This window comes from Shinella sp. OV683 (genome assembly GCF_057787725.1).
This window is the reverse complement of sequence record NZ_CM173543.1, coordinates 3477093-3500974: the sequence shown is the minus strand read 5'-3', so window position 1 is coordinate 3500974 and position 23882 is coordinate 3477093. Positions and strand designations below refer to the sequence as shown.

General features: G+C 62.0%; 14 protein-coding genes. 11 read left to right on the top strand and 3 right to left on the bottom strand.

What is annotated here, in order from left to right; translation table 11 throughout:
• Nucleotides 1-256 precede the first annotated feature (256 nt).
• Entirely contained in the window at nt 257-652 is a 396-nt protein-coding gene (locus ACXHRN_RS16925; protein ID WP_488637477.1) for a DoxX family protein, read from the top strand.
• A gap of 39 nt (nt 653-691) precedes the next feature.
• On the opposite strand, the gene ACXHRN_RS16920 is transcribed toward ACXHRN_RS16925, so the two are convergent.
• Entirely contained in the window at nt 692-1414 is a 723-nt protein-coding gene (locus ACXHRN_RS16920) for a transcriptional regulator NanR (protein ID WP_488637476.1), read from the bottom strand.
• Nucleotides 1415-1581: 167 nt separating this feature from the next.
• Here ACXHRN_RS16920 and oiaX point away from each other — a divergent pair, with 167 nt between their 5' ends.
• A complete protein-coding gene (gene oiaX / locus ACXHRN_RS16915; RefSeq protein ID WP_488637475.1) occupies nt 1582-2838 on the top strand; it encodes a 3-oxo-isoapionate-4-phosphate decarboxylase OiaX in 1257 nt (418 codons plus the stop codon).
• 292 nt (nt 2839-3130) lie between these two features.
• Entirely contained in the window at nt 3131-4447 is a 1317-nt protein-coding gene (locus ACXHRN_RS16910; RefSeq protein ID WP_488637474.1) for a four-carbon acid sugar kinase family protein, read from the top strand.
• Between the two features lie 142 nt (nt 4448-4589).
• Here the strand turns inward: ACXHRN_RS16910 and ACXHRN_RS16905 are convergent, their stop codons facing one another.
• Nucleotides 4590-4769 carry a DUF2735 domain-containing protein gene (locus ACXHRN_RS16905; protein WP_488637473.1) on the bottom strand — a complete coding sequence of 60 codons (180 nt, stop codon included), beginning with the start codon at nt 4767-4769 and terminating at the stop codon, nt 4590-4592.
• A 519-nt stretch (nt 4770-5288) separates the two neighbouring features.
• On the opposite strand from ACXHRN_RS16905, the gene ACXHRN_RS16900 reads away from it, so the two are divergent.
• The 8 genes from ACXHRN_RS16900 (at nt 5289) to ACXHRN_RS16865 (ending at nt 23328) form a co-directional block, all read left to right on the top strand.
• Nucleotides 5289-6323 carry a glutamine synthetase beta-grasp domain-containing protein gene (locus ACXHRN_RS16900; protein ID WP_488637472.1) on the top strand — a complete coding sequence of 345 codons (1035 nt, stop codon included), beginning with the start codon at nt 5289-5291 and terminating at the stop codon, nt 6321-6323.
• Nucleotides 6324-6500: 177 nt separating this feature from the next.
• Nucleotides 6501-7877: an NAD(P)/FAD-dependent oxidoreductase gene (locus ACXHRN_RS16895; protein WP_488637471.1), complete on the top strand. Its 1377-nt coding sequence runs from the start codon at nt 6501-6503 to the stop codon at nt 7875-7877.
• Nucleotides 7874-9100, top strand: a complete 1227-nt coding sequence (locus ACXHRN_RS16890; protein WP_488637470.1) for an NAD(P)/FAD-dependent oxidoreductase — start codon at nt 7874-7876, stop codon at nt 9098-9100. The genes ACXHRN_RS16895 and ACXHRN_RS16890 overlap by 4 nt, the downstream gene beginning before the upstream one ends.
• The gene (locus ACXHRN_RS16885) at nt 9101-10519 is read left to right on the top strand and encodes an FGGY family carbohydrate kinase (RefSeq protein ID WP_488637469.1); all 1419 of its coding nucleotides are present in this window, start codon (nt 9101-9103) and stop codon (nt 10517-10519) included.
• 206 nt (nt 10520-10725) lie between these two features.
• A complete protein-coding gene (locus tag ACXHRN_RS16880; RefSeq protein ID WP_488637468.1) occupies nt 10726-19221 on the top strand; it encodes a GH36-type glycosyl hydrolase domain-containing protein in 8496 nt (2831 codons plus the stop codon).
• A gap of 146 nt (nt 19222-19367) precedes the next feature.
• Nucleotides 19368-20978 carry an inorganic phosphate transporter gene (locus ACXHRN_RS16875; RefSeq protein ID WP_488637467.1) on the top strand — a complete coding sequence of 537 codons (1611 nt, stop codon included), beginning with the start codon at nt 19368-19370 and terminating at the stop codon, nt 20976-20978.
• Between the two features lie 120 nt (nt 20979-21098).
• A complete protein-coding gene (locus ACXHRN_RS16870) occupies nt 21099-22727 on the top strand; it encodes a SulP family inorganic anion transporter (protein WP_488637466.1) in 1629 nt (542 codons plus the stop codon).
• Nucleotides 22705-23328, top strand: coding sequence for a ParB-like protein (locus ACXHRN_RS16865; protein WP_488637465.1), 624 nt, complete (start codon nt 22705-22707; stop codon nt 23326-23328). Before ACXHRN_RS16870 ends, ACXHRN_RS16865 begins: the two co-directional genes overlap by 23 nt.
• A 6-nt stretch (nt 23329-23334) precedes the next feature.
• Here the strand turns inward: ACXHRN_RS16865 and ACXHRN_RS16860 are convergent, their stop codons facing one another.
• Nucleotides 23335-23736, bottom strand: a complete 402-nt coding sequence (locus tag ACXHRN_RS16860) for a hypothetical protein (protein WP_488637464.1) — start codon at nt 23734-23736, stop codon at nt 23335-23337.
• Between the last annotated feature and the right edge of the window lie 146 nt (nt 23737-23882).

Below are 23882 nucleotides of genomic sequence, written 5' to 3'. Positions count from 1 at the left end.
CCGCTTTGGCAAGGCGCGGCGGCATTCTCCCTCTTCTCCCCTCGAAGAGAAGGTGGCGCGCAGCACAGCGCAACAAGTTGCGTCGGGGATGAGGGGTGCCGCACACGCAAGGCCACGCATTGTCCAGCGAACTTTCATGAAACTTGAACAATACACGCAGCTTTCACGGCATTGTGATTCAATGTTTAGCTGACAGGCCTGCGTCATTCTGCCATAGGCTGTTTATTCACATTGCAAAGCAGCCCATGGAGAAATCATGAACGTATTTAACCGCTTGAGCCCCTATTCGCCCTACATTCTCAGCATCGTCCGGATTGTGGCAGGGCTGATTTTCATGGCGCATGGCACTGCCAAGCTCCTGGGTTTCCCGGCATCCGACATGCATCCTGCCGTCGGCAGCCTGCCGTGGGTCGCCGGTTGCATCGAATTGGTCGGCGGCGCGTTGATCGCGCTCGGCTTGCTGACACGTCCGGCTGCCTTCATCGCCTCCGGCATGTGCGCCTTCGCCTATTTCCTCGCCCATGCACCGAACAGCTTCTTCCCGGTCCTCAATGGCGGCGACGCAGCGATCCTCTATTGCTTCCTGTTCCTGTATCTCGTCTTCGCAGGTCCGGGTCCGCTGAGCATCGACGCCTCGCGCGGCAAGGCCTGATCCTGAATTCGGAGGGGCGCGCGTTCGGCGCGCCTCGCCTCAGGCGCCGCTCTGGTGCCGCATCGTGTAGAGCGCGCGCGACCGCTCCAGATGCTTGATCATCGCCCTTTCGGCGAGATTCGGATCGCGCTTTTCGATCGCGGCGATGATTTCCTCGTGCTCTGCCAGGGTATAGTTTTCCCGGCCCGTCCAGATCAGCATCTCGGTATGATAGGCCTTCAGCCAGCCCAGCATGGCTTCGCTCACCGCTGCGAAGATCGGATTGCCCGAAATCTGGGCGAGATACTGGTGAAACTCCATGTCGGCATTGATAAAGGCTTCCGAATTGCCCAGGCATTCGGACTGCTTGCCCAGCCGGGCCCGCAATTCGGCGATCTGCTTGGGCGTTGCCTTTTCCGCAGCCTCGCGCACCATGCCGCGCTCGAAGAAGATGCGCGCACTCTTCAGATGTTCCAGCGAGTCAGATGAGCCGGCCAGCATCAATTTGGCCGGCAGGTCGACCTGATGGAAGATCGATTTCGCCGTGACCTGCAGCACCTTGGCGCGTTCGCCGTGTGAAATCTCGACCAGCCCCTTGCCGGCCATCGCCTGCATCGCCTCACGGATGGCGGGGCGGCCGACTCCGAAGCGTTCCATCAGCTCGCGCTCGGACGGCATTTCGTCGCCGGCCTTCAGCTCGCCGTTTTCGATCAGCGCCTTCAGCCGCAGGAAGACCTCGTCGGAAAGTTTCCGCCGGACAATTGGTTCTGAAAGCACGCCCATCGATTCCCCCGTATTCAATCGATGCAAATATGCACAATTTGCAGGAAACTAGAAATCGCTTCGCGAAATCGCGCTTGAATTCACATGAATACTCATTATACCAGTTACGCGAAATAGACAAGTTGCTGATATAGACAGGCGAGGGGATAGCTCGCGGGAGGATGTCCTTGATCCGATTGACCTACAGGGTGGAAACGCCCGGCTCGGTGGAAAAGATGGCGACCAAGATTGCCAGCGACCAGTCGACGAGCACATTCGTCGACCTGCCGGGCGAGACCGAGGAGCTCAAGGCACGTGTCGCCGCCCGTGTTGCCGATATCCGTCCATTGCCGCCCGCCGACAAACCGTCGTTTCCCGACGAGGGCGGCGATGCCAAGGTTTTCCATCGTGCCGATGTCGATATTGATTTTCCCTTCGATGCGATCGGCACCGATCTCTCCGCATTGATGACCATCGCCATTGGCGGCGTTTTTTCGATCAAGGGCCTCACCGGCATCCGTATCGTTGACATGAAGCTTCCGCGGGAATTTGCGACCGCGCATCCCGGCCCGCAGTTCGGGGTGACCGGCAGCCGCAAGCTGACCGGCGTCGAGGGCCGCCCGATCATCGGCACGATCGTCAAGCCGGCACTCGGACTGAGGCCGCATGAGACGGCCGAGATGGTGGGTGAACTGATCGAAGCGGGCGTCGATTTCATCAAGGACGATGAGAAGCTGATGAGCCCGGCCTATTCGCCGCTCAAGGACCGCGTCGCCGCGATCATGCCGCGCATTCTCGACCACGAGCAGAAGACCGGCAAGAAAGTCATGTATGCTTTCGGCATCAGCCACGCCGATCCCGATGAAATGATGCGCAATCATGACATGGTGCTCAAAGCCGGTGGCAATTGCGCCGTCGTCAATATCAACTCCATCGGTTTCGGCGGTATGTCCTTCCTGCGCAAGCGCTCGGGCCTGGTGCTGCATGCCCACCGCAACGGCTGGGATATTCTCACCCGCCACGCGGGCCTCGGTTTCGAGTTTTCGGTGTGGCAACAGTTCTGGCGGCTGCTCGGGGTCGATCAGTTCCAGATCAACGGCATCCGCGTCAAATACTGGGAACCCGACGAAAGTTTCGTCAAATCCTACAAGGCAGTTACGACGCCGCTTTTCAGCGACAAGGACTGTGCCTTGCCAGTCGTTGGCTCCGGCCAATGGGGCGGCCAGGCGCCTGACACCTTCAAGGCCTCCGGCGGCTCCACGGACCTGCTCTATCTCTGCGGCGGCGGCATCGTCAGCCATCCTGGCGGACCGGGGGCAGGGGTCAAGGCGGTTCGGCAGTCGTGGGAAGCGGCCGTGGCCGGAATACCGCTGGATGTTTATGCCAGGGAACACCGCGAGCTTGCGCAGTCGATTGAGAAGTTTGCCGATGGAAAGGGGGCGTAAAAGCCCACGCTTGGAGCAGCACCCCTCACCAAGCGCGTCCAGCGATCGGCTACGCCTTTCGCGGACTTGCTATCCTCTCCCACAAGGGGAGAGGTAGTGTGCCGCGAGCGCCCTGCGACTTTACCTCTCCCCTTGTGGGAGAGGATACGAAGGCCGGGTGAGCGTCGCGAGCCCATGGCCGAAGTTGGTGAGGGGTGAGCCCACGCCTACCCGTCGTGTCGGAAAGCTGCCGAATAGAATTCGCCGAAAAATGCTGCCCGCAGGAAACCAAAACACTAATCGAGAGACCAAATTGACGCACCCCCTCATCAGCTATTACGGCGATGACTTCACCGGCTCCACCGACGTCATGGAGGCCCTGTCGGGCAACGGCGTCGACACCGTGCTGTTCCTCAAAAAACCGGATGACGCCCTGCTGGCGCGCTTTGCCGATGCCCGTGCCTTCGGCCTTGCCGGCACCAGTCGCAGCGAAACGCCGGAGTGGATGGACACGCATCTGCGCGACACGTTCGAATGGCTGAAGACGCTCGATGCCGACCTTTGCCATTACAAGGTCTGCTCGACATTCGACTCTGCGCCCCAGATCGGCAGCATCGGCCGGGCAATCGAACTCGGCCGCAAGGTATTTGGCGCAACGACCGTCCCGCTGATCGTCGGCGCGCCGCAGATCCGCCGCTACACCGCCTTCGGGCAGCTGTTCGCCGCCTATCAGGGGAAAAACTATCGCATCGATCGGCACCCTGTGATGGCCCGCCACCCCGTGACGCCGATGGACGAGGCGGATATCCTGCTGCATCTGGCGCGCCAGACGGCGCTCAATTCGGCGCTGCTGGACAACGTCTCGACCGTCGCCGCCGACGCAGAGGCACAACTGGCCGAGGCGCTGAGGGACAATCCTGCCATCCTGCTGCTCGACGTGCTCGATGCCGCGACCCAGGCTGCCGCCGGCAAGCTGCTGCTCGGCATGGCAAGCGGCTTCGTTTGCGGCTCGTCCGGCGTCGAATATGCGCTGATCCATGCCTGGCGCGAGGCAGGCCTGATCGGTGCCAAGCCGGTTTTCGCAGATGCTGGTCCCGTCGATCGCATATCGGTCGTCTCCGGCAGCGTATCGCCGACCACCGAGCGCCAGATCCGGCATGCGCTGGCCAATGGCTTCGAAGGCGTGGTGCTCGATCCAATCGCGCTTTCGGGCGAGGGCGGGGAGGGTGAAGTCACCCGCGCTGTCGATGTCGGGCTCAATATCCTCCAAGCCGGCAAAAGCGTCGTACTGCATACCGCGCTGGGCCCCTCCTCGGATCGCGGCGGCGAGCTCGATACGTCAACCGGCGCACGTCATCGCATCGGCCGGGCCTTGGGTGCCATCCAGAAGCAGCTGGTCGAGCAGGCGGGCCTCAGCCGTGCCGTTGTCGCCGGGGGCGATACGTCAAGCCATGCGCTGGGCGAAATGGACATTTCGGCGCTGACATTGAAAATGCCCCTGCCGCAGACGCCGGGCTCGCCGCTTTGCGTGGCGCATGGCGGCAGCGTCGACGGCTTGGAAATCGCCCTCAAGGGCGGCCAGGTCGGTGGCGATGACTATTTCTCGATGATAAGGGCGGGAAGGGCCTGATATTGCAAGCGTGACTTGCCCAGGTCGGTCCCGTCTTTCCGTGCGGCCTATGGCACGCAAGCACCCACTGGCAAAATCAAGCTGTTCAAAGCTGCGTCACTGGGGTGGAAGCTGGATTGATATCCGCTTCAGATCGTCACGTTCACTGCGGACGTGTGTTGTCCGTGTCCTTGATCGCCTCGGCATGATACCAGGCGCTTTCATAGATCACCGGCGTGGCAGGCGTTGGCATGCTGGGCTCGCGGCCGAGCGCCAGAGATGCGCGCCCGCCGACGGGAAACTGATAGATCTTGGCCGATGGCCTATTTACACTTGCACTCATGCTGCATTCACTCCCTCTTTCTGGGAACGGTTTTGGACTTTCTGATCATAACACAGGCACATTAGAAATGCGTGACCTGACTAAAAATAATTCATTCTGGCTAAATAATGTGCAATAGGTTGTTTCTTAACCGCCTGTTATCAAAGCGGGAATGATGTCAGGGCAATAAAGTTCCCTGCGGTGAAACTGTGGGTCGCGTGATATTCCAGCGATCCGAGGCACTTAACACATCTATACATGACCAGTGTTGCGTGTACCTTTCGGTACGCCCACCCTTTAGGCATGGTGACCGCAAGGCGCTGGAAAACTTGCGGATTCGCGCCAGACATGCGGCGGATTGTCGCATATTTTTGATGCTGCGGTGCGATGTGATTCTTGTGGACAGAATGTCGCAACGCACAGAACTGGCACGCCTCCTGCATGGCATGGGCAAGTCGTGTGTGTCGGGCTTGTGTCCGGCGCCTCGGCGTTCCTGGGATTTTTTCCTGCCTCGTACTGTTAACTTATCAGAGGTTCGCAATGACTAAATACAAGCTCGAGTACATTTGGCTCGATGGTTACACCCCGGTTCCCAATCTTCGCGGGAAAACCCAGATCAAAGAATTCGACGCTTTTCCGACGCTCGACCAGTTGCCGCTCTGGGGCTTCGATGGCTCCTCGACGATGCAGGCTGAAGGCCGCAGCTCGGATTGCGTGCTGAAGCCTGTCGCCCTCTATCCGGATCCGGCTCGCACCAACGGCGTGCTGGTCATGTGCGAAGTCATGATGCCCGATGGCGTTACTCCGCATGCGACCAACGCCCGCGCCACGATCCTCGATGACGAAGGCACATGGTTCGGTTTCGAACAGGAATATTTCTTCTACAAGGACGGCCGTCCGCTCGGCTTCCCCGAGCATGGCTATCCGGCTCCGCAGGGCCCGTACTACACCGGCGTCGGCTACTCCAACGTTGGCGATGTCGCCCGCAAGATCGTCGAAGAGCATCTCGACCTCTGCCTCGAAGCCGGCATCAACCACGAAGGCATCAATGCTGAAGTGGCCAAGGGTCAGTGGGAATTCCAGGTGTTCGGCAAGGGCTCAAAGAAGGCCGCCGACGAAATCTGGATGGCGCGCTACCTCTTGCAGCGCCTGACCGAAAAATACGGCATCGATATCGAGTATCATTGCAAGCCGCTCGGCGACACCGACTGGAACGGTTCGGGCATGCACTGCAACTTCTCGACCAAGTTCATGCGCGAAGTCGGCGGCAAGGCCTATTTCGAAGCGCTGATGGCCCAGTTCGACAAGAACCTGATGGACCACATCGCCGTCTACGGCCCGGACAACGACAAGCGCCTGACCGGCAAGCACGAGACTGCTCCATGGAACAAGTTCTCCTACGGCGTTGCCGACCGTGGCGCCTCGATCCGCGTCCCGCACTCGTTCGTCAAGAATGACTACAAGGGCTATCTGGAAGATCGCCGCCCGAACTCCCAGGGCGACCCATACCAGATCGCTTCCGCAGTCCTGAAGACGATCTCCGAAGTCCCAACTGCTATTTCTGCGGCAGCCTGACGATAACTGACGACAACTCCCCTAGCGCCGGCCGTTCGCTGTCGGCGCTATTTTTTTGCCAGTTTTTCTGAACTCTCCCATCCTGCCTTCGCCTGCTTTCCAAATTGACTGAACGGTTGTGCCGTGTAGAGATGGCGGCCTGTCTTCCGTTCGGGATTGCTTAGATTGAACAATGACATGACGAGCGACATCGCCATCATCGGCGCGGGCGTGGTGGGCTGTGCGATCGCCCGGCGCTTTGCGCTAGAAGGCGCGCGCGTTGTTCTGATCGAGGCCGGCGCCGACATTCTGTCCGGTGCCAGCAAGGCCAACAGCGCCATCCTGCATACCGGCTTCGATGCGCCGCCCGGCAGCCTCGAACTGCAATGTATCCGCGACGGTCATCAGGAATATCTCGAACTGCGCGAGGCCTTCGGCCTGCCGATCCTCAGCACCGGCGCGCTGGTCGTCGCGTGGAACGAGACTGAAGAGGCAGGGCTCAACGGCATCCACCAGATCGGCATCGACAACGGCGTCAGCAATGTCGAATTGATTGGCCAGATGAGGCTGCATCAGATGGAGCCGAACATCGCACCCTCAGCGCGGGCGGCTGTCTGGGTGCCGGATGAGGCGCTGATCGACCCGTGGTCGCCATTTCTTGCCTATGTCGAGCAGGCGATGGTGCACGGCGCCACGGTCAAATTCAATGCGCGTGTCACCGGCGGCGAGTTCGATGGCACCCATTGGCGGCTCAAGACGACGGCCGGTGACGTCACTGCGCGCCACGTCATCAATTGCGCCGGCAACCAGGGCGACCGGATCGAGGAAGCCCTGCTCGGCCAGTCCGACTTCCACATCAAGCCGCGCAAGGGCCAGTTCGTGGTCTTCGACAAGGCTGCCGCCAGCCTGATCAACGCCATCATCCTGCCCGTGCCCAATGAACGAACCAAGGGTGTCGTCGTCACCCGGACCGTGTTCGGCAACCTGCTGGTTGGCCCGACGGCCGAGGAGCAGGACGACCGTGACCACGCCGAGGTCGACCACGCCCAACTCGAAGCGCTGGTGAAGAAAGGCGTCGAGATTGTCCCGGCACTCGCCGGCATGCCGATCACCGCAACCTATGCCGGTTTGCGACCCGCCACCGAGAAGAAGGACTACCGCATCTCGACCAAGGCGGAGCGGCACTGGATCAGCGTCGGCGGCATCCGCTCGACGGGCCTGTCGGCTGCCCTGGGTATCGCCCGTCATGTTTTCGGTCTCTACGAAGGCATAGGCGAGAAGCCTGAGCCCGTTGCATCCCCGCATGTTCCGCACGTCCCCGTTCTGGCCGAGCACCTGCCGCGCGATTATGCGACGCCGGGATATGGCGAGATCATCTGTCATTGCGAAATGGTGACGCGCCGCGAGATCGATGTGGCGCTGACACGGCTGCTGCCGGCCGGTGATTTCAGTGGCCTCAAGCGCCGTACGCGCTGCGCCATGGGCCGCTGCCAGGGTTTCAATTGTTCCGCCCGGCTGGCCGCCATCACCAAGGGTCGTTTCGGCGTGCCGCTCGATGCAGGGGACGCGACGTGACGGATGCGATCGAAGCCGATGTCGTGGTTGTCGGCGGCGGTCCGGCAGGACTGTCCGCCGCGACGCATCTGGCACGTCTCGGGGTCGGCAAGGTAATCCTGCTGGAGCGCGATACGGTCGTGGGCGGCATCCCACGCCATTGCGGCCACTCGCCCTTCGGCATGCGCGAGTTCCACCGTGTCCTTAACGGCAAACGCTACGTCAGACGGCTGGAGAAGGACGCGCTGGCGGCCGGCGTCGACATACGCATCAGCACCTCGGTACTCGATATCAACAATAGCAGGGTCCGCGCTGCCACGCCCGACGGGCTTGTCGAATTTCAGGCGAGGCGCATTATGTTGGCCACCGGCAATCGCGAGAAACCACGCTCGCAACGACTGGTGAGCGGCGAGCGGCCGCTCGGCATCATCAACACCGGCGCCCTGCAGGCCTATGTCTATCTCGAAAAGCTCGCGCCCTTCAAAAGGCCGGTGATCGTCGGCACCGAACTCGTGGCGATGTCGGCAATCCTCACGTGCCGCTCGGCGGGCATTGCGCCCGTTGCGGTGATCGAGAAGAACGATCGTCCAACCGTGCGCTTCCCGTTTCATTTGCTGCCGAAGGTGCTCGGCATTCCCGTCCATTACTCGACAGAAATCCTCGGCATTCATGGCCGGGGCCGCGTCGAGGAAATCGAGATCTCCGTGGGCGGCGAGAAGCGTTCGATTGCTTGCGATGGCGTGCTGTTCACCGGCGATTTCACGCCGGAATCGGCGCTTGCGCGCATGTCGGGGCTCACCATTGATCCGGCCAGCGGCGGGCCTGTTGTCGATGCCTATGGACGCACATCCGATCCACACGTCTTCGCAACCGGTAACCTGTTGCGCCCGGTCGAGACCGCCGGCTGGTGCTGGGAGGAGGGCAGGCGGGTCGCATCCGCCGTGTTCTCCGACATGCAGGTTGGCGGGCCTGCGCCGACTGAAATGGTGCGCATCCGCGCCGGACAGGGCATCAAGTATGTGATGCCGCAGGTATTCGGCCGCTATGACTACTCACGGGCCCTGGACGCTCTTCAGGTGCATGTGACTGATCGGGTTCGGGGGCGGTTGGCGCTCTATAGTGGCAACACTATCGTCTGGTCGCGGCGGCTGGTGAGCGCGCCCGAGCGGCGGATCCTCATTCCGATCGCCGAGATCGAGCTTCCCGCCGCGGCATCCGAACTCACGATTTCAGTAGAGAAATAAATGGCAAGATTTGTTTCGATCGATCAAGGCACGACATCGACGCGCTCGCTCGTGGTCGAGGATGACGGCTCGATCACCATCGCCAAGTCGCTGCCCCATGCCCAGCACTATCCCAATCCCGGCTGGGTCGAGCACGATGCCGAAGAGCTGCTCGCCAATGTCGTTGCCTGCCTCGAAGCCGCCGGCCCCGCCGCCGCCATCGGCCTTTCCAATCAGGGCGAAAGCTGCCTCGCCTGGGATGCGCAAACCGGCAAACCGCTATCGCCCGTCATCGTCTGGCAGGACGACCGGACTTCTGACGCCATCGAGAAGCTACGTGCCGACGGCAAGGCGCCTGACGTGCTGGCCCGCGCCGGCCTGCCGCTCGACCCCTATTTCTCGGCGGCTAAATTTCGCTGGATCATCGACAATATCGACGAAGCGGCAAAAGCGCTGGCTGAAGGCCGCTTGCGGCTGGGAACGACAGACAGTTTCTTCCTGCAGCGCCTGGCCGGGCATTTCGCCACCGATGTGACGACGGCCTCGCGCACTTCATTGATGAACCTTCGTACCGGCCAATGGGATGCCGATCTCTGCGCGCTTTTCGGCGTGCCGATTCAGTGCCTGGCAGAGATCCTGCCGACGGTAGCCGATTTCGGCAGCTGGAAGACTGGACCAATTGCGGCTGCCATGGTCGACCAGCAGGCGGCGCTCTATGGTCATGGCTGCCGCGAACCGGGCGATCTCAAGATCACCTTCGGCACCGGCGCCTTCTGCCTGGCCATCGCCAATGGCACGCCCGATCCCTCGGCGCTGCCCGACGGCTTGCTGCCGACCATCGCCTGGGAGATCGGCGGCAAGAAGACCTATGCGCTCGATGGCGGTGTCTATGATGTCGGCTCGGCCATCGAATGGGCACAGAAATCAGGCCTCGCCAAGGATCTCACCGATTTCCAGACATTCGACCGGCCACCGGCAGTCTCGCGCGACCTCGTCTTCGTGCCGGCCTTTTCCGGCCTTGCCTGCCCCTATTGGGATCGGTCGGCCGCACCAGTGCTGATCGGCCTTTCGCATGCCAGCGACATTTCCGATATCAGGCAGGCGATGCTGGAAGGTATTGCGCTACTGACCTGTGATGTGATTGCTGCAATGGGCAGTGAGGTCGCAATCGGCGAGACAATTTCCATCGACGGTGGCGTGTCTCGCAATGCCTATTTCTGCCAGTTCTTGGCCGATGCATCCGGCCGGACGATCGCAGTTTCCGAGATGGATGAGATCACCGCCTTCGGCGCCGCCCAACTCGCCGCGGTCGGTGCAGGCAAGACCCTGTCGATCCCGCCCGGCACGGCAGCCAAGACCTATCATCCCCGCGACGTGCCACGACAGGCCTGGAGCCAGCGTTTTCATGATGCGGTTGCCCGAACACGCGCCTGGAAATAGTGATTTCCGCCAAACGGGAACTATTCTCCCACTTTATGATTAGAAGCTGATAGAACGGCGTGTCGTCATCCCCCAAGTCGGGTTGGCGCTCATGTTCTGCCGCGCCCAAAATCTTTTGCAATGACCTTCGAAACCCGTTTCGAGGGAACCATTGTCGCTGCAGTGCATTCATTCGAAAAGCCAATTGCGGGCGAGGGTGACGGTTAATGGATGTTGGAGTCAAGGAAAACGAAGCCCCGCATGTCAGTCGTAATGTCTTTGACGGATTGGACCAGCCGATCCGCACGGATTATCGCGGTTCCCACGAGCTGACTGAGGTCGGACACGTCCTCGCCACCACCAAGTCCACCCGCCTGCCTGTCTTCCGCGCCTTTCATTACCCCGCGCGTCTCGATGACAACGAACATGCCATCCTCGCCAATTACGAGGAAATCGCCAAGGCGTCGCGCACCAAACAGGTGATCACGCCGGCCGCCGAGTGGCTGCTCGACAACCATCACCTCGTTCGCGAAAATATCCGCCAGGTTCGCCGCGACCTGCCCATCAAGTTCTTCCGCCAGCTGCCTGACATGACCATCGAGGGCGGAGTGGTCATGCCGCGCACCTTCGCGCTCGCCTGGGTCTATGTGGCGCACATCGACAGCAATTTCGACGGTACGACGCTGACCGCGATCGTCGAGGGCTTCCAGCAGTCGGAGACGCTGACGATCGGCGAGCTTTGGGCGATCCCGGCCATCCTCCGCTACATCCTGCTTGAAAACCTGCGCCGTATTTCCGATCGCGTCGATCGCTCGCGCCAGATGCGCAACCAGGCCAATGCATTCGCCGACTACCTGGCGATCCCGGTGCAGAAGTCCGAACTGGAGAATACGTTCAGGCAAAAAGCCGGGCTCACCGACGACGATGCCTTCGTCGCCCAGCTTCTCTATCGGCTGCGCGAAGACACAGAGGCGTCGTCACAGGCGCTTTCCTGGCTGGAGCAGCGGCTGGAGGGTCGCGAGAGCAATGCCGAAGAGGTGATGATCTCCGAGCACACCAAGATCTCGACCAGCAACCTGACGGTCAGCAACATCATCCGCAGCCTGCGCCGGGTCGACGATTTTGACTGGACCCAGTGGTTCGAAGACATTTCCAAGGTCGACCAGGCGCTCAGGGACGGATCGGATTTTGCTGGTCTCGACGCCGCCACCCGTAACCATTACCGCACCAGCATCGAAAAGCTCGCCCGCCGCTCGGACAGATCCGAGATCGAGGTCGCCAAGCAGGCTCTCGATCTCGCCGGCCGCGCCGAGGGAGCGCAGGGTATCGTCAGCGCCCGCAAAGCCAATGTCGGCTACTACCTGATTGGCGATGGCCTGCCCGATCTGCGCGCTGCTGTGGGCTACAGGATGCCGATTATCCAGCGGTTTGGCACGGCCTATCGCTCCATGGGCGTCGGCGGCATCTCGCTGCCGGTCGTGATCCTGATGGCCATGCTGGTGGCCATCGCGGCCTTGCTATTGTGGCGCGCAGCGGTGCCGGCGCCCGGCATTGTGCTTCTGTCTCTGCTGTTTGCTCCGCTGACTTGGGAGGCGGCGACTGCGATCTTCCGCACCATCGTCTTCGTGCTCGCCGCGCCATCCTTTCTGCCTGGCTACGAGTTCAAGAAGGGCCTGCCTGCAAGCGCCCGCACGCTGGTCGTCATTCCGTGCCTGATGACCGACCGTGACACCGTGGTCGCACTGGTTCGCAGCCTGGAGATCCACTATCTCGCCAATCCCGACGAGGGCATCTATTTCGCGCTGTTGAGCGACTGGGCCGATAATTCGCAGGAACAGGCGGACAACGATCTCGATGTGCTCGGCTTTGCCGAGACAGAGATCGAACGCCTTGCGACCAAGTACATTTCGGCGGGGCCACGCCGTTTCTTCCTTGTGCACCGCAAGCGGCTCTATAACGAGACCGAAGGCGTCTGGATGGGCTGGGAGCGCAAGCGCGGCAAGCTGCATGAGCTCAACCAGCTCCTGCGCGGCGAGGAGGACACGACCTTCGTCAGCCGCAAGGCCGAACTGCCGGAAAACATCCAGTATGTGCTGACGCTCGATTCCGATACCCGCCTGCCGCGGGATTCTGCGCGCAAGCTGATCGGCAAGATGGCCCATCCGCTGAACACGCCGGGCGTCGATCGGGTCTCGCACCGCGTCACGCAAGGTTACGGCATCCTGCAACCGCGCATTACGCCGTCGCTGACCACCGGTGACGAAGCCTCGGTCTTCCAGCGGATATTCTCTAAGGATCGCGGCCTCGACCCTTATGTCTTTGCTGTCTCGGACCTCTATCAGGACCTCTACCAGGAGGGCTCGTTCACCGGCAAAGGCCTTTATCACGTCGACGCATTCGCGGCATCCATGCATGGCCGAATCGAGGAAAACACCGTCCTCAGCCACGATCTGCTCGAAGGCTCGATCGCCCGCTGCGCGCTGGTCACCGACGTTGCCTTCGTCGAGGATTTTCCGGTTCGCTACGAGGTCGAGCAATCCAGGCAGCATCGCTGGGCGCGCGGTGACTGGCAGCTCTTGCCCTTTATCTTCTCGCCCAGGAGCGGCCTGCCGGCGCTTGCCCGCATCAAGATGGTCGACAATCTCCGCCGTTCGCTGATGCCGCTTATCTGGCTGGCGGCCTCGGTCGCCGGCTGGCTGCTGCTGTCCTCGTCCGGAGCCGCCGTCTGGCAGCTGGCGGTGATCGCCGCCTACTTCTCGGGCCCGCTGATCTCGCTCTTCACCGGCGTCGCGCCGCGCCAGGTTGGGGTTACGCCTCGCCGGCATCTGCGAACCCTGCTGGAGGAAGCGATCGATGCGATGGCGCAGATCTGCCTGCATATTGCCTTCATGGCCCATAATGCCGTGACGATGGTCGATGCGATCATCCGCTCGATCTACCGCATGACGGTCAGTCGCAAGCATCTCCTGGAATGGCGCACCGCCGCAGACGCCCATGTCGACAAGCCGAGCGGGGTTGCCGACTATTACCGGATGATGGCCGTGTCGCTCGTCGGCAGCATCGTGCTGTTCGCCAGCGTCGTGCTCGCCGACCAGAAGACCACGATCATTGCCGGTGTCTTCACATTGATCTGGCTGACTGCCCCGGCGCTTGCCTGGTGGATCAGCCAGTCCGCCGAGAACGAAGACTGCCTCGATGTCTCGGAAGCCGATGCCAAATCGCTGCGCACCATCGCCCGCCGCACCTGGCATTATTTCGAGACCTTCGTCAGCGCCGAGCACAATTACCTTCCGCCGGACAATTTCCAGGAAATACCCGTCCCCTTCGTTGCGGCCCGCACCTCGCCGACCAATATCGGGCTCTATCTGCTGTCGGCAATCACCGCCCGCGACATGGGCTGGATCAGTTTCGGCGAAGTGCTGAACCGGCTCGAAAACACGCTGACCACGGTCGAGAAGATGGACAAGCATCGCGGCCATCTGTTCAACTGGTATGATACGCGCACGCTTGGCACGCTGCCGCCGCGCTATGTCTCCGCGGTCGACAGCGGCAATCTTGCCGCCCATCTGGTGGTTGTCTCGTCGTCGCTGAAGGAATGGGCTGCCGCCCCCGCTGCCTATCTGCTGGGCGATGTGCGCGGCATCGGTGACACCGTGCAGATCGTGGTGGAAACGCTCTCCCGTATCCCTGACGAGCGCCGAAACATTCGTCCCCTGCGCCGCCGCTTGCAGGAGCGTCTGGACGGCTTCGTCGCCACGCTGAAATCCAATCTCGAAGCGCCGCAATTTGCGCCGGTTCGCTCGATCGGCCTATCGGTCATCGCCGGCGAGATCGAGGCGCTTGCCAAGGACTTGCATGGCGAGTTGCTGACACCCGAGACACACTGGCTGACGGAGTGGGCCGAGAAACTGCATCAGGTCTGCGAGGCGCATTTCTCCGATGCGGTGTCGGATCGCAGCCAGACCCAGGCGCTGCGTGAACGCCTGCTGGCGCTCGGAGAGCGGGCGCGGGCGCTGGCCTTTGCGATGGATTTTGGCTTCCTGTTCAATCGCGAACGTCGGCTGCTGTCGATCGGCTTCCAGTATGAGGACAACAAGCTCGACGATTCCTGCTATGACCTTCTGGCGTCGGAAGCGCGGCTGACCAGCCTGTTTGGCATCGCCAAGGGCGACCTGCCGAGCGAACATTGGTTCCGTCTCGGCCGGCCGGTGACTTCGGTGCGTGGCCAGGCGTCGCTTGTTTCGTGGTCGGGCTCGATGTTCGAGTATCTCATGGCGCCGATCGTCATGCACGAGCGGCAGGGCGGCATTCTCAACCAGTCCGACAATCTCTCCATCGACGGCCAGATCGCCTATGGCCGGGGCAAGGGCATTCCATGGGGCGTGTCGGAGTCCGCCTACAATGCCCGTGACCGCGAGCTCAATTATCAGTACACCAATTTCGGCGTGCCGGAACTCGGGCTGAAGCGAGACATCGGCGCCAATGTCGTCATTGCGCCCTATGCCGCCGCGCTTGCCAGCCAGTTCAAGCCTCGCGAAGCCGCGAGCAACCTCAAACGCCTGGAAGGTCTCGGCGCGCTAGGCATCTATGGCTACTACGACGCCGTCGATTTCACCGAGAGCCGCATTCCCGAGGGCAAAAGCTGCGCCATCGTCCAGAACTACATGGCCCACCATCAGGGCATGTCGATCACCGCGATCGGCAATGCCGTGCTCAACGGCCGCCTCCGTGATCGCTTTCATGCCGACCCGGTCATCGAAGCCGCCGAACTGCTGCTGCAGGAAAAGGCGCCGCGCGATTTCGTCGGCATCGTCAAGGAAGAGGGCGGCGAGCTGCGCAGCGATGGCAGCCGGCCGGGTATTGGCCTCAAATACCGCGTCATCGATGACCCATTGCGCGCCAAGCGCTCGGTCTGCGTGCTGTCGAACGGCCACTATTCGCTGATGGTCACAGCAGCCGGCTCCGGCTATTCGATGTGGAACGGCCTGGCCGTCACCCGCTGGCGCCCGGATCTCACAGTCGATGACTGGGGCAGCTATGTCTTCCTGCGCGACGTCAAGAGCGGCAGCTGGTGGTCGGCGACCGCCGGTCCAAAGCCTGTACCGGAAGAAATTTCGCGCACCGTGTTCGCCGACGAAAAGGCCGAGTTCAAGAAGACGGTCGGGGCCATCGAGTCAAAGCTCGAATGTGTGGTCGCCACCGAGGCGGATGCCGAAGGCCGCCGCCTGACGCTGCGCAACAATGGCGAGACCGACCGCTATATCGAGGTGACGTCCTATGGCGAACTCGTCCTGTCCTCCAGCGACAGCGACGCAGCCCATCCGGCATTCTCGAAGATGTTCGTCAAGACGGAGATATCCGAGGATGGCGATGTCATCTTCGCGCGCCGCAACAAGCGCGCCAGTGACGAACCGGATATGGAAGTGGCACACATGGTCTCTGGCTCCGGCCGCGCCGGCAAGACCGAAGCGGAAACCGATCGCCGCGCTTTCATCGGCCGAGGTCGCACGCTCGCCAATGCCCGCGCCTTCGATCGCAATGCCCGGCTCGAGGGCCACGACGGCTTCACGCTCGATCCGATCTTCTCGCTGCGCCGCGTGCTGCGCGTGCCGGCCGGGCGCGAAACGTCGGTGACCTTCTGGACCATCGCCGCGCCCAACCGGACGGAGCTGGAACGGGCAGTCGAGCGCTGCCGCCATCACGAACGCTTCAGCGACGAGGCCCGCCTCTCCTGGACCCGCTCGCAGGTGCACATCCGCCACCTCGACACCACCCATCAGGAGGCGATGGTCTTCCAGCGCGTTGCCTCGTTCCTGATCTATCCGGATACGCGCCTGCGGCAGGCCGCTCTGACGTCCGGGCAATCCATATCGGCGCCACAATCGGCGCTCTGGCCGCTCAGCATCTCTGGCGATTTTCCGATTTTCGTGCTGCGCATCGATAACGACGTCGATCTGCCGATCGTGCAGAAGGCGTTCCGGATGCAGGAATATCTGCGCGCCCGGGGCGTGATCTCCGATCTCGTCATCCTCAACGAGCGCGAGACGTCCTATGCGCAGGATGTGCAGCACGCCATCGACTTCATGTGCGAAAACGCCCGCCGTCGTGGCCTGTCCTCGGGCCCGGCGCAGCATATTTTCTCGGTCCGCCGCGACCTGATGGATGACGCGGCCTATGAGGCGCTGCTGGGCGCTGCGCGCATTGCGTTGCACACCCGCAACGGGGCGATCTCCGAGCAGATCGACCGCATGGAGCGGCTCTACGAGACCGAGAATGCGCCGCCGCCTGTGACCAGGCGCAAGGCCGCGCTACCGGCCCGCCGCGGCAGCCATCCCAAGCCGGCTGTCGTGCCGGATGGTATCGCCGCCAATCTCGAATTCTGGAACGGCTTTGGTGGTTTCGACCCGCAAAGCCGCGACTATGTCATACGCCTGCCGGGCGGAGGCGCCACGCCGCAGCCCTGGATCAACGTGATCTCCAACGGTGCGTTCGGCTTCCACATTTCGGCCGAGGGCGCGGGCTTCACCTGGAGCACCAATTCGCGCGATTACCAGCTGACGCCATGGAGCAATGATGCGGTCGTCAACCAGCCGGGCGAGGCCTTCTACATCACCGATCTCGCCACGAAGCGGATGTTCTCGCCGTTTGCAGCCATCAACCGTGACCAGAGCATGTTGCATGAGGTCCGGCATGGGCCAGGCCACACCACATTTGCCGCGACCAGTGATGATCTCGCGGCCGAAATGACCCAGATCGTCGCCTCCGGCGATCCAGCCAAGCTGATGCGCCTGAGGATCGCCAATCGCGGCCAGACCACCCGACGGCTCCGGATCTACGCCTATGTGGAATGGGTGCTCGGCAACAATCGCGCCAGGACGGCCCCGCATATTCGCAGCTGGAACGAAGGCAACGCGCTGATGGCGTCCAACCCGTTCAGCGTCGACAATTCCGAGCGTACGGCTTTCCTCGCAGCCAGCATCAAGCTCTCGTCCTGGACCGTCTCGCGCGGCGAGTTCATCGGCAACATCGGCGATGCCCTGACGCCGATCGCAGCGCTCAACGGCACGGTACTCTCCAACAGCGAGGAAAGCGGCGGCGATCCCTGTGGGGCAATCGCGGTCGACCTCACCATCGAGGCCGGCCGGAGTGGTGAAGTGCTGTTCCTGCTCGGCGATGTCGAGCGGGCGGAACTTGCCGAACCGCTGATTGCCAGGCTGGTCAAGGACGGTTTCGACAAGGAAATGCACAAGACCACGGCCGAGTGGGATGCCTTCCTCGGCGTACTGCAGGTCAAGACGCCGGATGAGTCGTTCAACCGGATGGTCAATACCTGGCTTCCCTACCAGAACCTCGCCTGCCGCATCCGCGCGCGTAGCGCCTTCTATCAGGCGAGCGGCGCCTTCGGTTTCCGTGACCAGTTGCAGGATACCCTGGCGCTGATGCTTCAGGACCCGAAGCTCGCGCGTGCCCAGATCCTCAATGCCGCCAGCCGGCAGTTCATCGAAGGCGATGTGCAGCATTGGTGGTTGCCGAAGTCCGGGGCAGGGGTGCGCACGCTGATCTCCGACGACGTGGCCTGGCTGGGTTACGGCACCGCCCTCTATGCCTCCACCACGGGCGACTACGGCATTCTCGACGAGCAGATCGCCTTCCTCAAGGGCGATGTCCTCGGTGAGAAACATGAGAGCTATTTCCAGCCCGAGATCTCCGACAAGAAAAGTAGCCTCTACGATCACTGCGCTCGCGCGCTCGATCTTGCAGTTCAGCGCACCGGACAGCACGGCCTGCCGCTGATCCTCGGCGGCGACTGGAACGATGGCATGAACCGCGTCGGTATCGAGGGCCGCGGCGAAAGCACCTGGCTTGCCTGGTTCCTGTATTCGGCCCTGCAGCGCTTCATCCCGATCGCCAAGGATCGCGCCGACCACAAACGCGCCGATGCGTGGAAGGCCCACTGCGACCGGCTGAAGACGGCCGTGGAAGGCTCGGCATGGGACGGCGAATGGTACCGCCGCGGCTATTTCGATGACGGCTCGCCATTGGGGTCAAAAGACAGCGACGAGTGCAAGATCGACTCAATCGCTCAGTCCTGGAGCGTGCTTTCGGGCGCCGGCGATCCCGCGCGTGCCAATCAGGCGATGGACAGCGTCTCGTCCAGACTGATCGATGCCGACGCCAGGATCCTGCGGCTGTTTACGCCACCCTTCGAGCACTCCAGCAACGATCCCGGCTATATTAAGGGCTATCCGCCAGGTGTCCGCGAGAATGGTGGCCAATATACCCATGCAGCGATCTGGTCGGCCTATGCGTTTGCCAAGATGGGCCGAGCCGACGACGCCTATCGCACCTTCTCGATGATCAATCCGATCAACCACTCGCTCAATCGCGACGAGGCGGAACTCTACCGCGTCGAGCCCTATGTGGTTGCAGCCGACGTCTATGGGGCGGCAGACCGTACCGGGCGTGGCGGCTGGACCTGGTATACGGGTTCGGCCGGCTGGCTTTACCGCACGGCGGTCGAGGCAATCCTCGGCATCACCAAGCAGGGCCAGACAATCAAGGTCGAGCCGGCGCTGCCGACCGAATGGCCGGGCTTCACGGCTGTGCTGCAACAGGATGGCAAGACATTCGAGATCAGCGTCCAGCGACAGGATAGCGGCACTCTGGCGATCACCGTCAACGGTGCAGCCCCCACTACCGACGACGGCGCGTTCGCCATTTGAGGCTAGCCCCGAGCTTGGCGCTGATGGCCCCGGCGGACCTACGCCGGGGCCGCATTCTCCTGACGCCCGACTATCTCAGCTGTCACACCAACTTCACCCTCCTCCGCTAGCCTTTTGTTAATCCGGGGAAAAAGTGGAGTTGGGATATGACCGACATCGCAACGACTGAAATCGAAATACAAAAACCCGAACATCCGCTTGGCAAGCCGAGTGTGCTCGGCAACTATTTCCTGCCGCTCTTCGCACTTATCCTGATCGGCGGCCTCGGCTATGTCGGCTATGCGCTGAGCCGCGATCTCACCAGTGCGGTGGCCGTGCCGTGGATCCTGCTGGGCTTGGCACTTCTGATTGCGCTCGGGTTTGAGTTCGTCAATGGCTTCCATGATACCGCCAATGCCGTCGCCACCGTCATTTACACCCATTCGATGCCGGCCGAACTCGCCGTCATCTGGTCCGGTTTCTTCAATTTCCTCGGCGTGCTGACCGCCAGCGGCGCGGTCGCCTTCGGCATCATTTCGCTGCTGCCGGTCGAACTCATCTTGCAGGTCGGCTCCAGCGCCGGCTTGGCCATGGTGTTTGCGCTGCTGGTGGCCGCAATCATCTGGAACCTCGGCACCTGGTATCTCGGCCTGCCGTCGTCGAGTTCGCACACGCTGATCGGCTCGATCGTCGGTGTCGGCCTTGCCAACCAGTATATGGCGCCAGTCGGTACCGCCACCAGCGGCGTCGATTGGTCCAAGGCCACCGAAGTCGGCATGGCACTGCTGATCTCGCCGCTGGTCGGCTTCTGTGCCGCCGCACTGCTGCTGCTGGCGATGAAGGCCTTCGTCAAGAACAAGGAACTCTATGAGGCGCCGAAGTCGGCGGCCCCGCCGCCGCTGTGGATCCGCGCGCTTCTGATCTTCACCTGCACAGGCGTCAGCTTTGCCCATGGCTCCAACGATGGCCAGAAGGGCATGGGCTTGATCATGCTGATCCTGATCGGTGTGGTGCCGACCGCGTTCGCGCTCAACCGCACGCCGGATGTCAATTACCTCGAAGCATACAAGACCTCGGCCACACAGGTCGAACAGGTACTGGGTAAATATCTCAAGCCCGGTGTCACCATCGCTGCGGCCAATGCCGAAAAGGTCGTCGGCGAGGCCGTCCGCACCAAGACCTGGAAGGACGAGACCACACCCGCATTGCAGGCCTTCATCAACCAGACCAGCAAGCTCGTCTCGCCTTATCCGACGGTTGAGAAGCTGCCGCTCGATCTGGTCAGCAACGCCCGCAACGATATCTATCTGATCGGCGAGGCATTGAAGCTGATCGACAAGAAGAAGCTGCTGCCGATGGAGCCGGCCGATCTGACCGTGGTTTCCGGCTATCACAAGGCGGTCGACAACGCGACCAAGTTCATTCCGCTCTGGGTCAAGGTCGCCGTAGCGCTGGCGCTCGGGCTCGGCACCATGGTCGGCTGGAAGCGCATCGTCATCACCGTCGGCGAAAAGATCGGCAAGACGCACCTGACCTATGGCCAGGGTGCCTCCGCCGAGCTCGTCGCCATGGGCACGATCGGCGCCGCCGACTATTTCGGCCTGCCGGTATCGACCACCCACGTCCTGTCGTCCGGCGTGGCGGGCACCATGGCCGCCAACGGTTCAGGCCTGCAATGGTCGACCGTGCGCAACATGCTGATGGCCTGGGTGCTGACGCTGCCGGCGTCGATCGCCATCGCCTTCGTGTTGTTCCTGATCTTCCGGGCGGTGTTCTAAGGCGACTACACTTTTGATTGATAAGCCGCCGCCAACCTAGCGGCGGCTCTCACTTTTCTGCCATGCGACAAGCCGCAGTTCTGCTATCGTCCTTTCAGGAGTCGGGCAGAAGAGGGCGAATTGCGCAGATCCGATATTGTCGCGGGTATCTCTGTGGCCGGCCTGATGTTGCCGGAGGCCGTGGCCTATGCGGGCATTGCCGGTCTGCCGCCGCAACGCGCCATCCTCGCCGCGATTGCCGGCTGCCTCGCCTATGCCGCCATCGGCCGCAGCCGGTTTGCCATCGTCTCGCCGACCTCCTCGTCCGCCGCGATCCTCGCGGCCTGCATGATGTCGCTGCCGGGGGCGATGGCCGACAAGCTGGGCCTGGTGACGATACTGATCGGCCTGGCCGGAGTCATTTTCATCATAGCCTCGCTGATGCGGCTGGGGGCGCTTGCTGCCTTCATCTCGCGGCCGGTGCTGCGCGGCTTCGCGTTTGGGCTGGCGATCACCATCGTCATCCGCCAGTTGCCGGTGCTTGCGGGTGTGTCGGTTCCCAGCACGGATATCTTTCGCACGGCCTATGCCTTTGTCTCGGTACTTCCACAGTGGCATGCCGAAAGTGTTGCGATCGGCTTGGTCGCGCTTGCGGCGTTGTTGATCCTGAGGCGGTTCCCGGCGCTACCGGGCTCGTTTCTCGTGCTTGCCGCTGGCATCGGCGCGTCCTACCTGCTCGACCTCAAGGGGCACGGCGTATCGGTGGTCGGCGCCATCGACCTGTCGGTGGCATGGCCAAACGTCTCCGCCTATGACCGTTCTGATATCGCCCGGCTGATCCCGTTTGCATTCCCGCTGGCGTTCATCCTGCTCGCCGAATCCTGGGGCACGATCCGGTCGCTGGCGCTTCAGCACGGCGATGTCGTGGATGCCAACCACGAACTGGGCGCCCTGGGGGCGGCCAACCTCGCCAGCGCCCTCGTCCAGGGCATGCCGGTCGGCGCCGGTTTCTCCGCCGGTGTCGCCAATGAGGCCGCAGGCGCCGCGAGCCGCCTGGCTTCCGTCGCCGCTGCCGTGTGCCTCGGCATCCTGGTCTTCTCTGCGCATTGGCTGGTGGCAATGCTGCCGCATCCTGTGCTGGCGGCGGTGGTGATCGCTGCCTTGATGCATGCGCTCGATCCCGCACCTCTGCTGCGTCTCTGGCATCTCGGGCGTGATCAATATGTGGCGCTGGCCGCCATTGCCAGCGTGTTGCTGCTGGGCGTTCTGAACGGGCTGCTGGTCGCCGTCATCCTGTCCTTCGCGATCTTCATTCGCCGGCTGGCGCTTTCGGATGCCGCGCGCCTCGGACGGTTGGGCGACAGCCACGATTTCGTCGATATCAGCCGCCATGACGATGCCACGGAGATTGCCGGCATCGTTATCTGGCGACCGACCCAACCGCTGTTTTTCGGCAATGCGGAGACTGTGCTTGGCAAGATCGCGGCCGATGCCAAATCCGAGCCGCAGGGCACTGCGGTGATTGTTAGTCTCGAAGAAACGTTCGAGCTCGATACGACGGCGCTAGAAGCGTTGGTCGAGTTCGACGCCACTATGTCTGCGTCCGGCAAGCCGCCGCAATACGCGCGCGTTCACGACCATGTCCGCGATCTGCTGATGTCGGGCTCGGCCGGATATCTGATCAAGCGCAGCAGCTACAGCGTGGAAGATGCGGTTGCCGCGATCGACACAAAGGAAGCCAAGGAAGATGGATCGCCTGCATCAATATGAGCCCCGGTTGCAGCCGGTCGAGATCAAGTCGCTCCGGCCCACCCAGCTGACGGTCGGCTTTATCGAGGTGGAACGCAAGCGCCAGGAGTGGCGCGGCAGGGCCGATCGCAACGGCCCGGATTACCTCGGCAAACATATGGTTCCCGTCGTCATCGGCCCCAAGGGTGTGCCCTATCTTGTCGATCACCACCACCTCGTCCGGGCGCTACACGAGGAAGGCGTCGAGCATGTTCTGACCAGTACAGTGGCCGAGCTCGACAGGCTGGAGAAAGAGGAATTCTGGGCGTTTCTTGACCACCGCAACTGGATCTATCCCTATGACGCGGCCGGCAAGCGCCAGAGCTACAAGGAAATCCCCAAAACCATCGGCGAACTCACCGACGATCCCTACCGGTCGCTTGCGGGCGCCCTGAGGGTGGCCGGCGGATATGCCAAGGACATCGTGCCCTATGCGGAATTCCAATGGGCCGATTTCCTGCGTAACCGCGTCAGTCGCCGTATCTTGCGCGACGATTTCAAGGCTGCGCTGGCAGAAGCCAAGAAGCTTGCGCGCGGACCGGCGGCTCGACACCTACCGGGCTGGTGTGGCCCGTCCGATTGAGTGTCGTCAGCGGAGATAGAAGGTAAGGTTGCCGGAAAAAGCCTGTTTGACTGCAACGATATTGTTGATCTGGACCTGCCGGGCCCGCAACGCCGCGGCGAGTGAACGGTTTGCCCGTATCGCGCCTTGAAGTGCGTGCACCTGGTCCGGATAGGTTGAGCTCCAGTTTTCGATCATGGCCCGTTGTGCGTCGAAAAGGTCCATCGCGGAGATCAGTTGTACCCTGAACCGCTCGCCCTGCCAGCTCTCGATCGCGCCGCCCGGGAAGTAGCTCGATGTGTAGCCGACCTCCAGGACGAGACTCTGGTCAGTACGGAAAGCAGGCGCTCGGGGGGCTGCATTCGATTGCGACAGCAGCAGGGTGGGGCTGATCAAAGCGATCAACGTGGCATTAAGGATGCGTAACATGGCGGACTCCCTTGCGGTCGATGTTTACGACACCGTCCTGCCGCGCACACGCCTGAAGGCAAGCGCGCGGTGGATATCGCCTATTTGGTGATCCTAAATTACGATTTCTACAAGTGTGCCAAGCTCAAGTTCGCGTGATCGGGTAA

What these genes read in the sequence shown, in the direction of transcription:
- ACXHRN_RS16885 (WP_488637469.1), top strand. Translation starts at nt 9,101, where the DNA reads ATGGCAAGATTTGTTTCGATCGATCAAGGCACGACATCGACGCGCTCG.
- ACXHRN_RS16895 (WP_488637471.1), top strand. Translation starts at nt 6,501, where the DNA reads ATGACGAGCGACATCGCCATCATCGGCGCGGGCGTGGTGGGCTGTGCG.
- ACXHRN_RS16880 (WP_488637468.1), top strand. Translation starts at nt 10,726, where the DNA reads ATGGATGTTGGAGTCAAGGAAAACGAAGCCCCGCATGTCAGTCGTAAT.
- ACXHRN_RS16875 (WP_488637467.1), top strand. Translation starts at nt 19,368, where the DNA reads ATGACCGACATCGCAACGACTGAAATCGAAATACAAAAACCCGAACAT.
- ACXHRN_RS16925 (WP_488637477.1), top strand. Translation starts at nt 257, where the DNA reads ATGAACGTATTTAACCGCTTGAGCCCCTATTCGCCCTACATTCTCAGC.
- ACXHRN_RS16865 (WP_488637465.1), top strand. Translation starts at nt 22,705, where the DNA reads ATGGATCGCCTGCATCAATATGAGCCCCGGTTGCAGCCGGTCGAGATC.
- ACXHRN_RS16900 (WP_488637472.1), top strand. Translation starts at nt 5,289, where the DNA reads ATGACTAAATACAAGCTCGAGTACATTTGGCTCGATGGTTACACCCCG.
- ACXHRN_RS16860 (WP_488637464.1), bottom strand. Translation starts at nt 23,736, where the DNA reads ATGTTACGCATCCTTAATGCCACGTTGATCGCTTTGATCAGCCCCACC.
- ACXHRN_RS16920 (WP_488637476.1), bottom strand. Translation starts at nt 1,414, where the DNA reads ATGGGCGTGCTTTCAGAACCAATTGTCCGGCGGAAACTTTCCGACGAG.
- ACXHRN_RS16905 (WP_488637473.1), bottom strand. Translation starts at nt 4,769, where the DNA reads ATGAGTGCAAGTGTAAATAGGCCATCGGCCAAGATCTATCAGTTTCCC.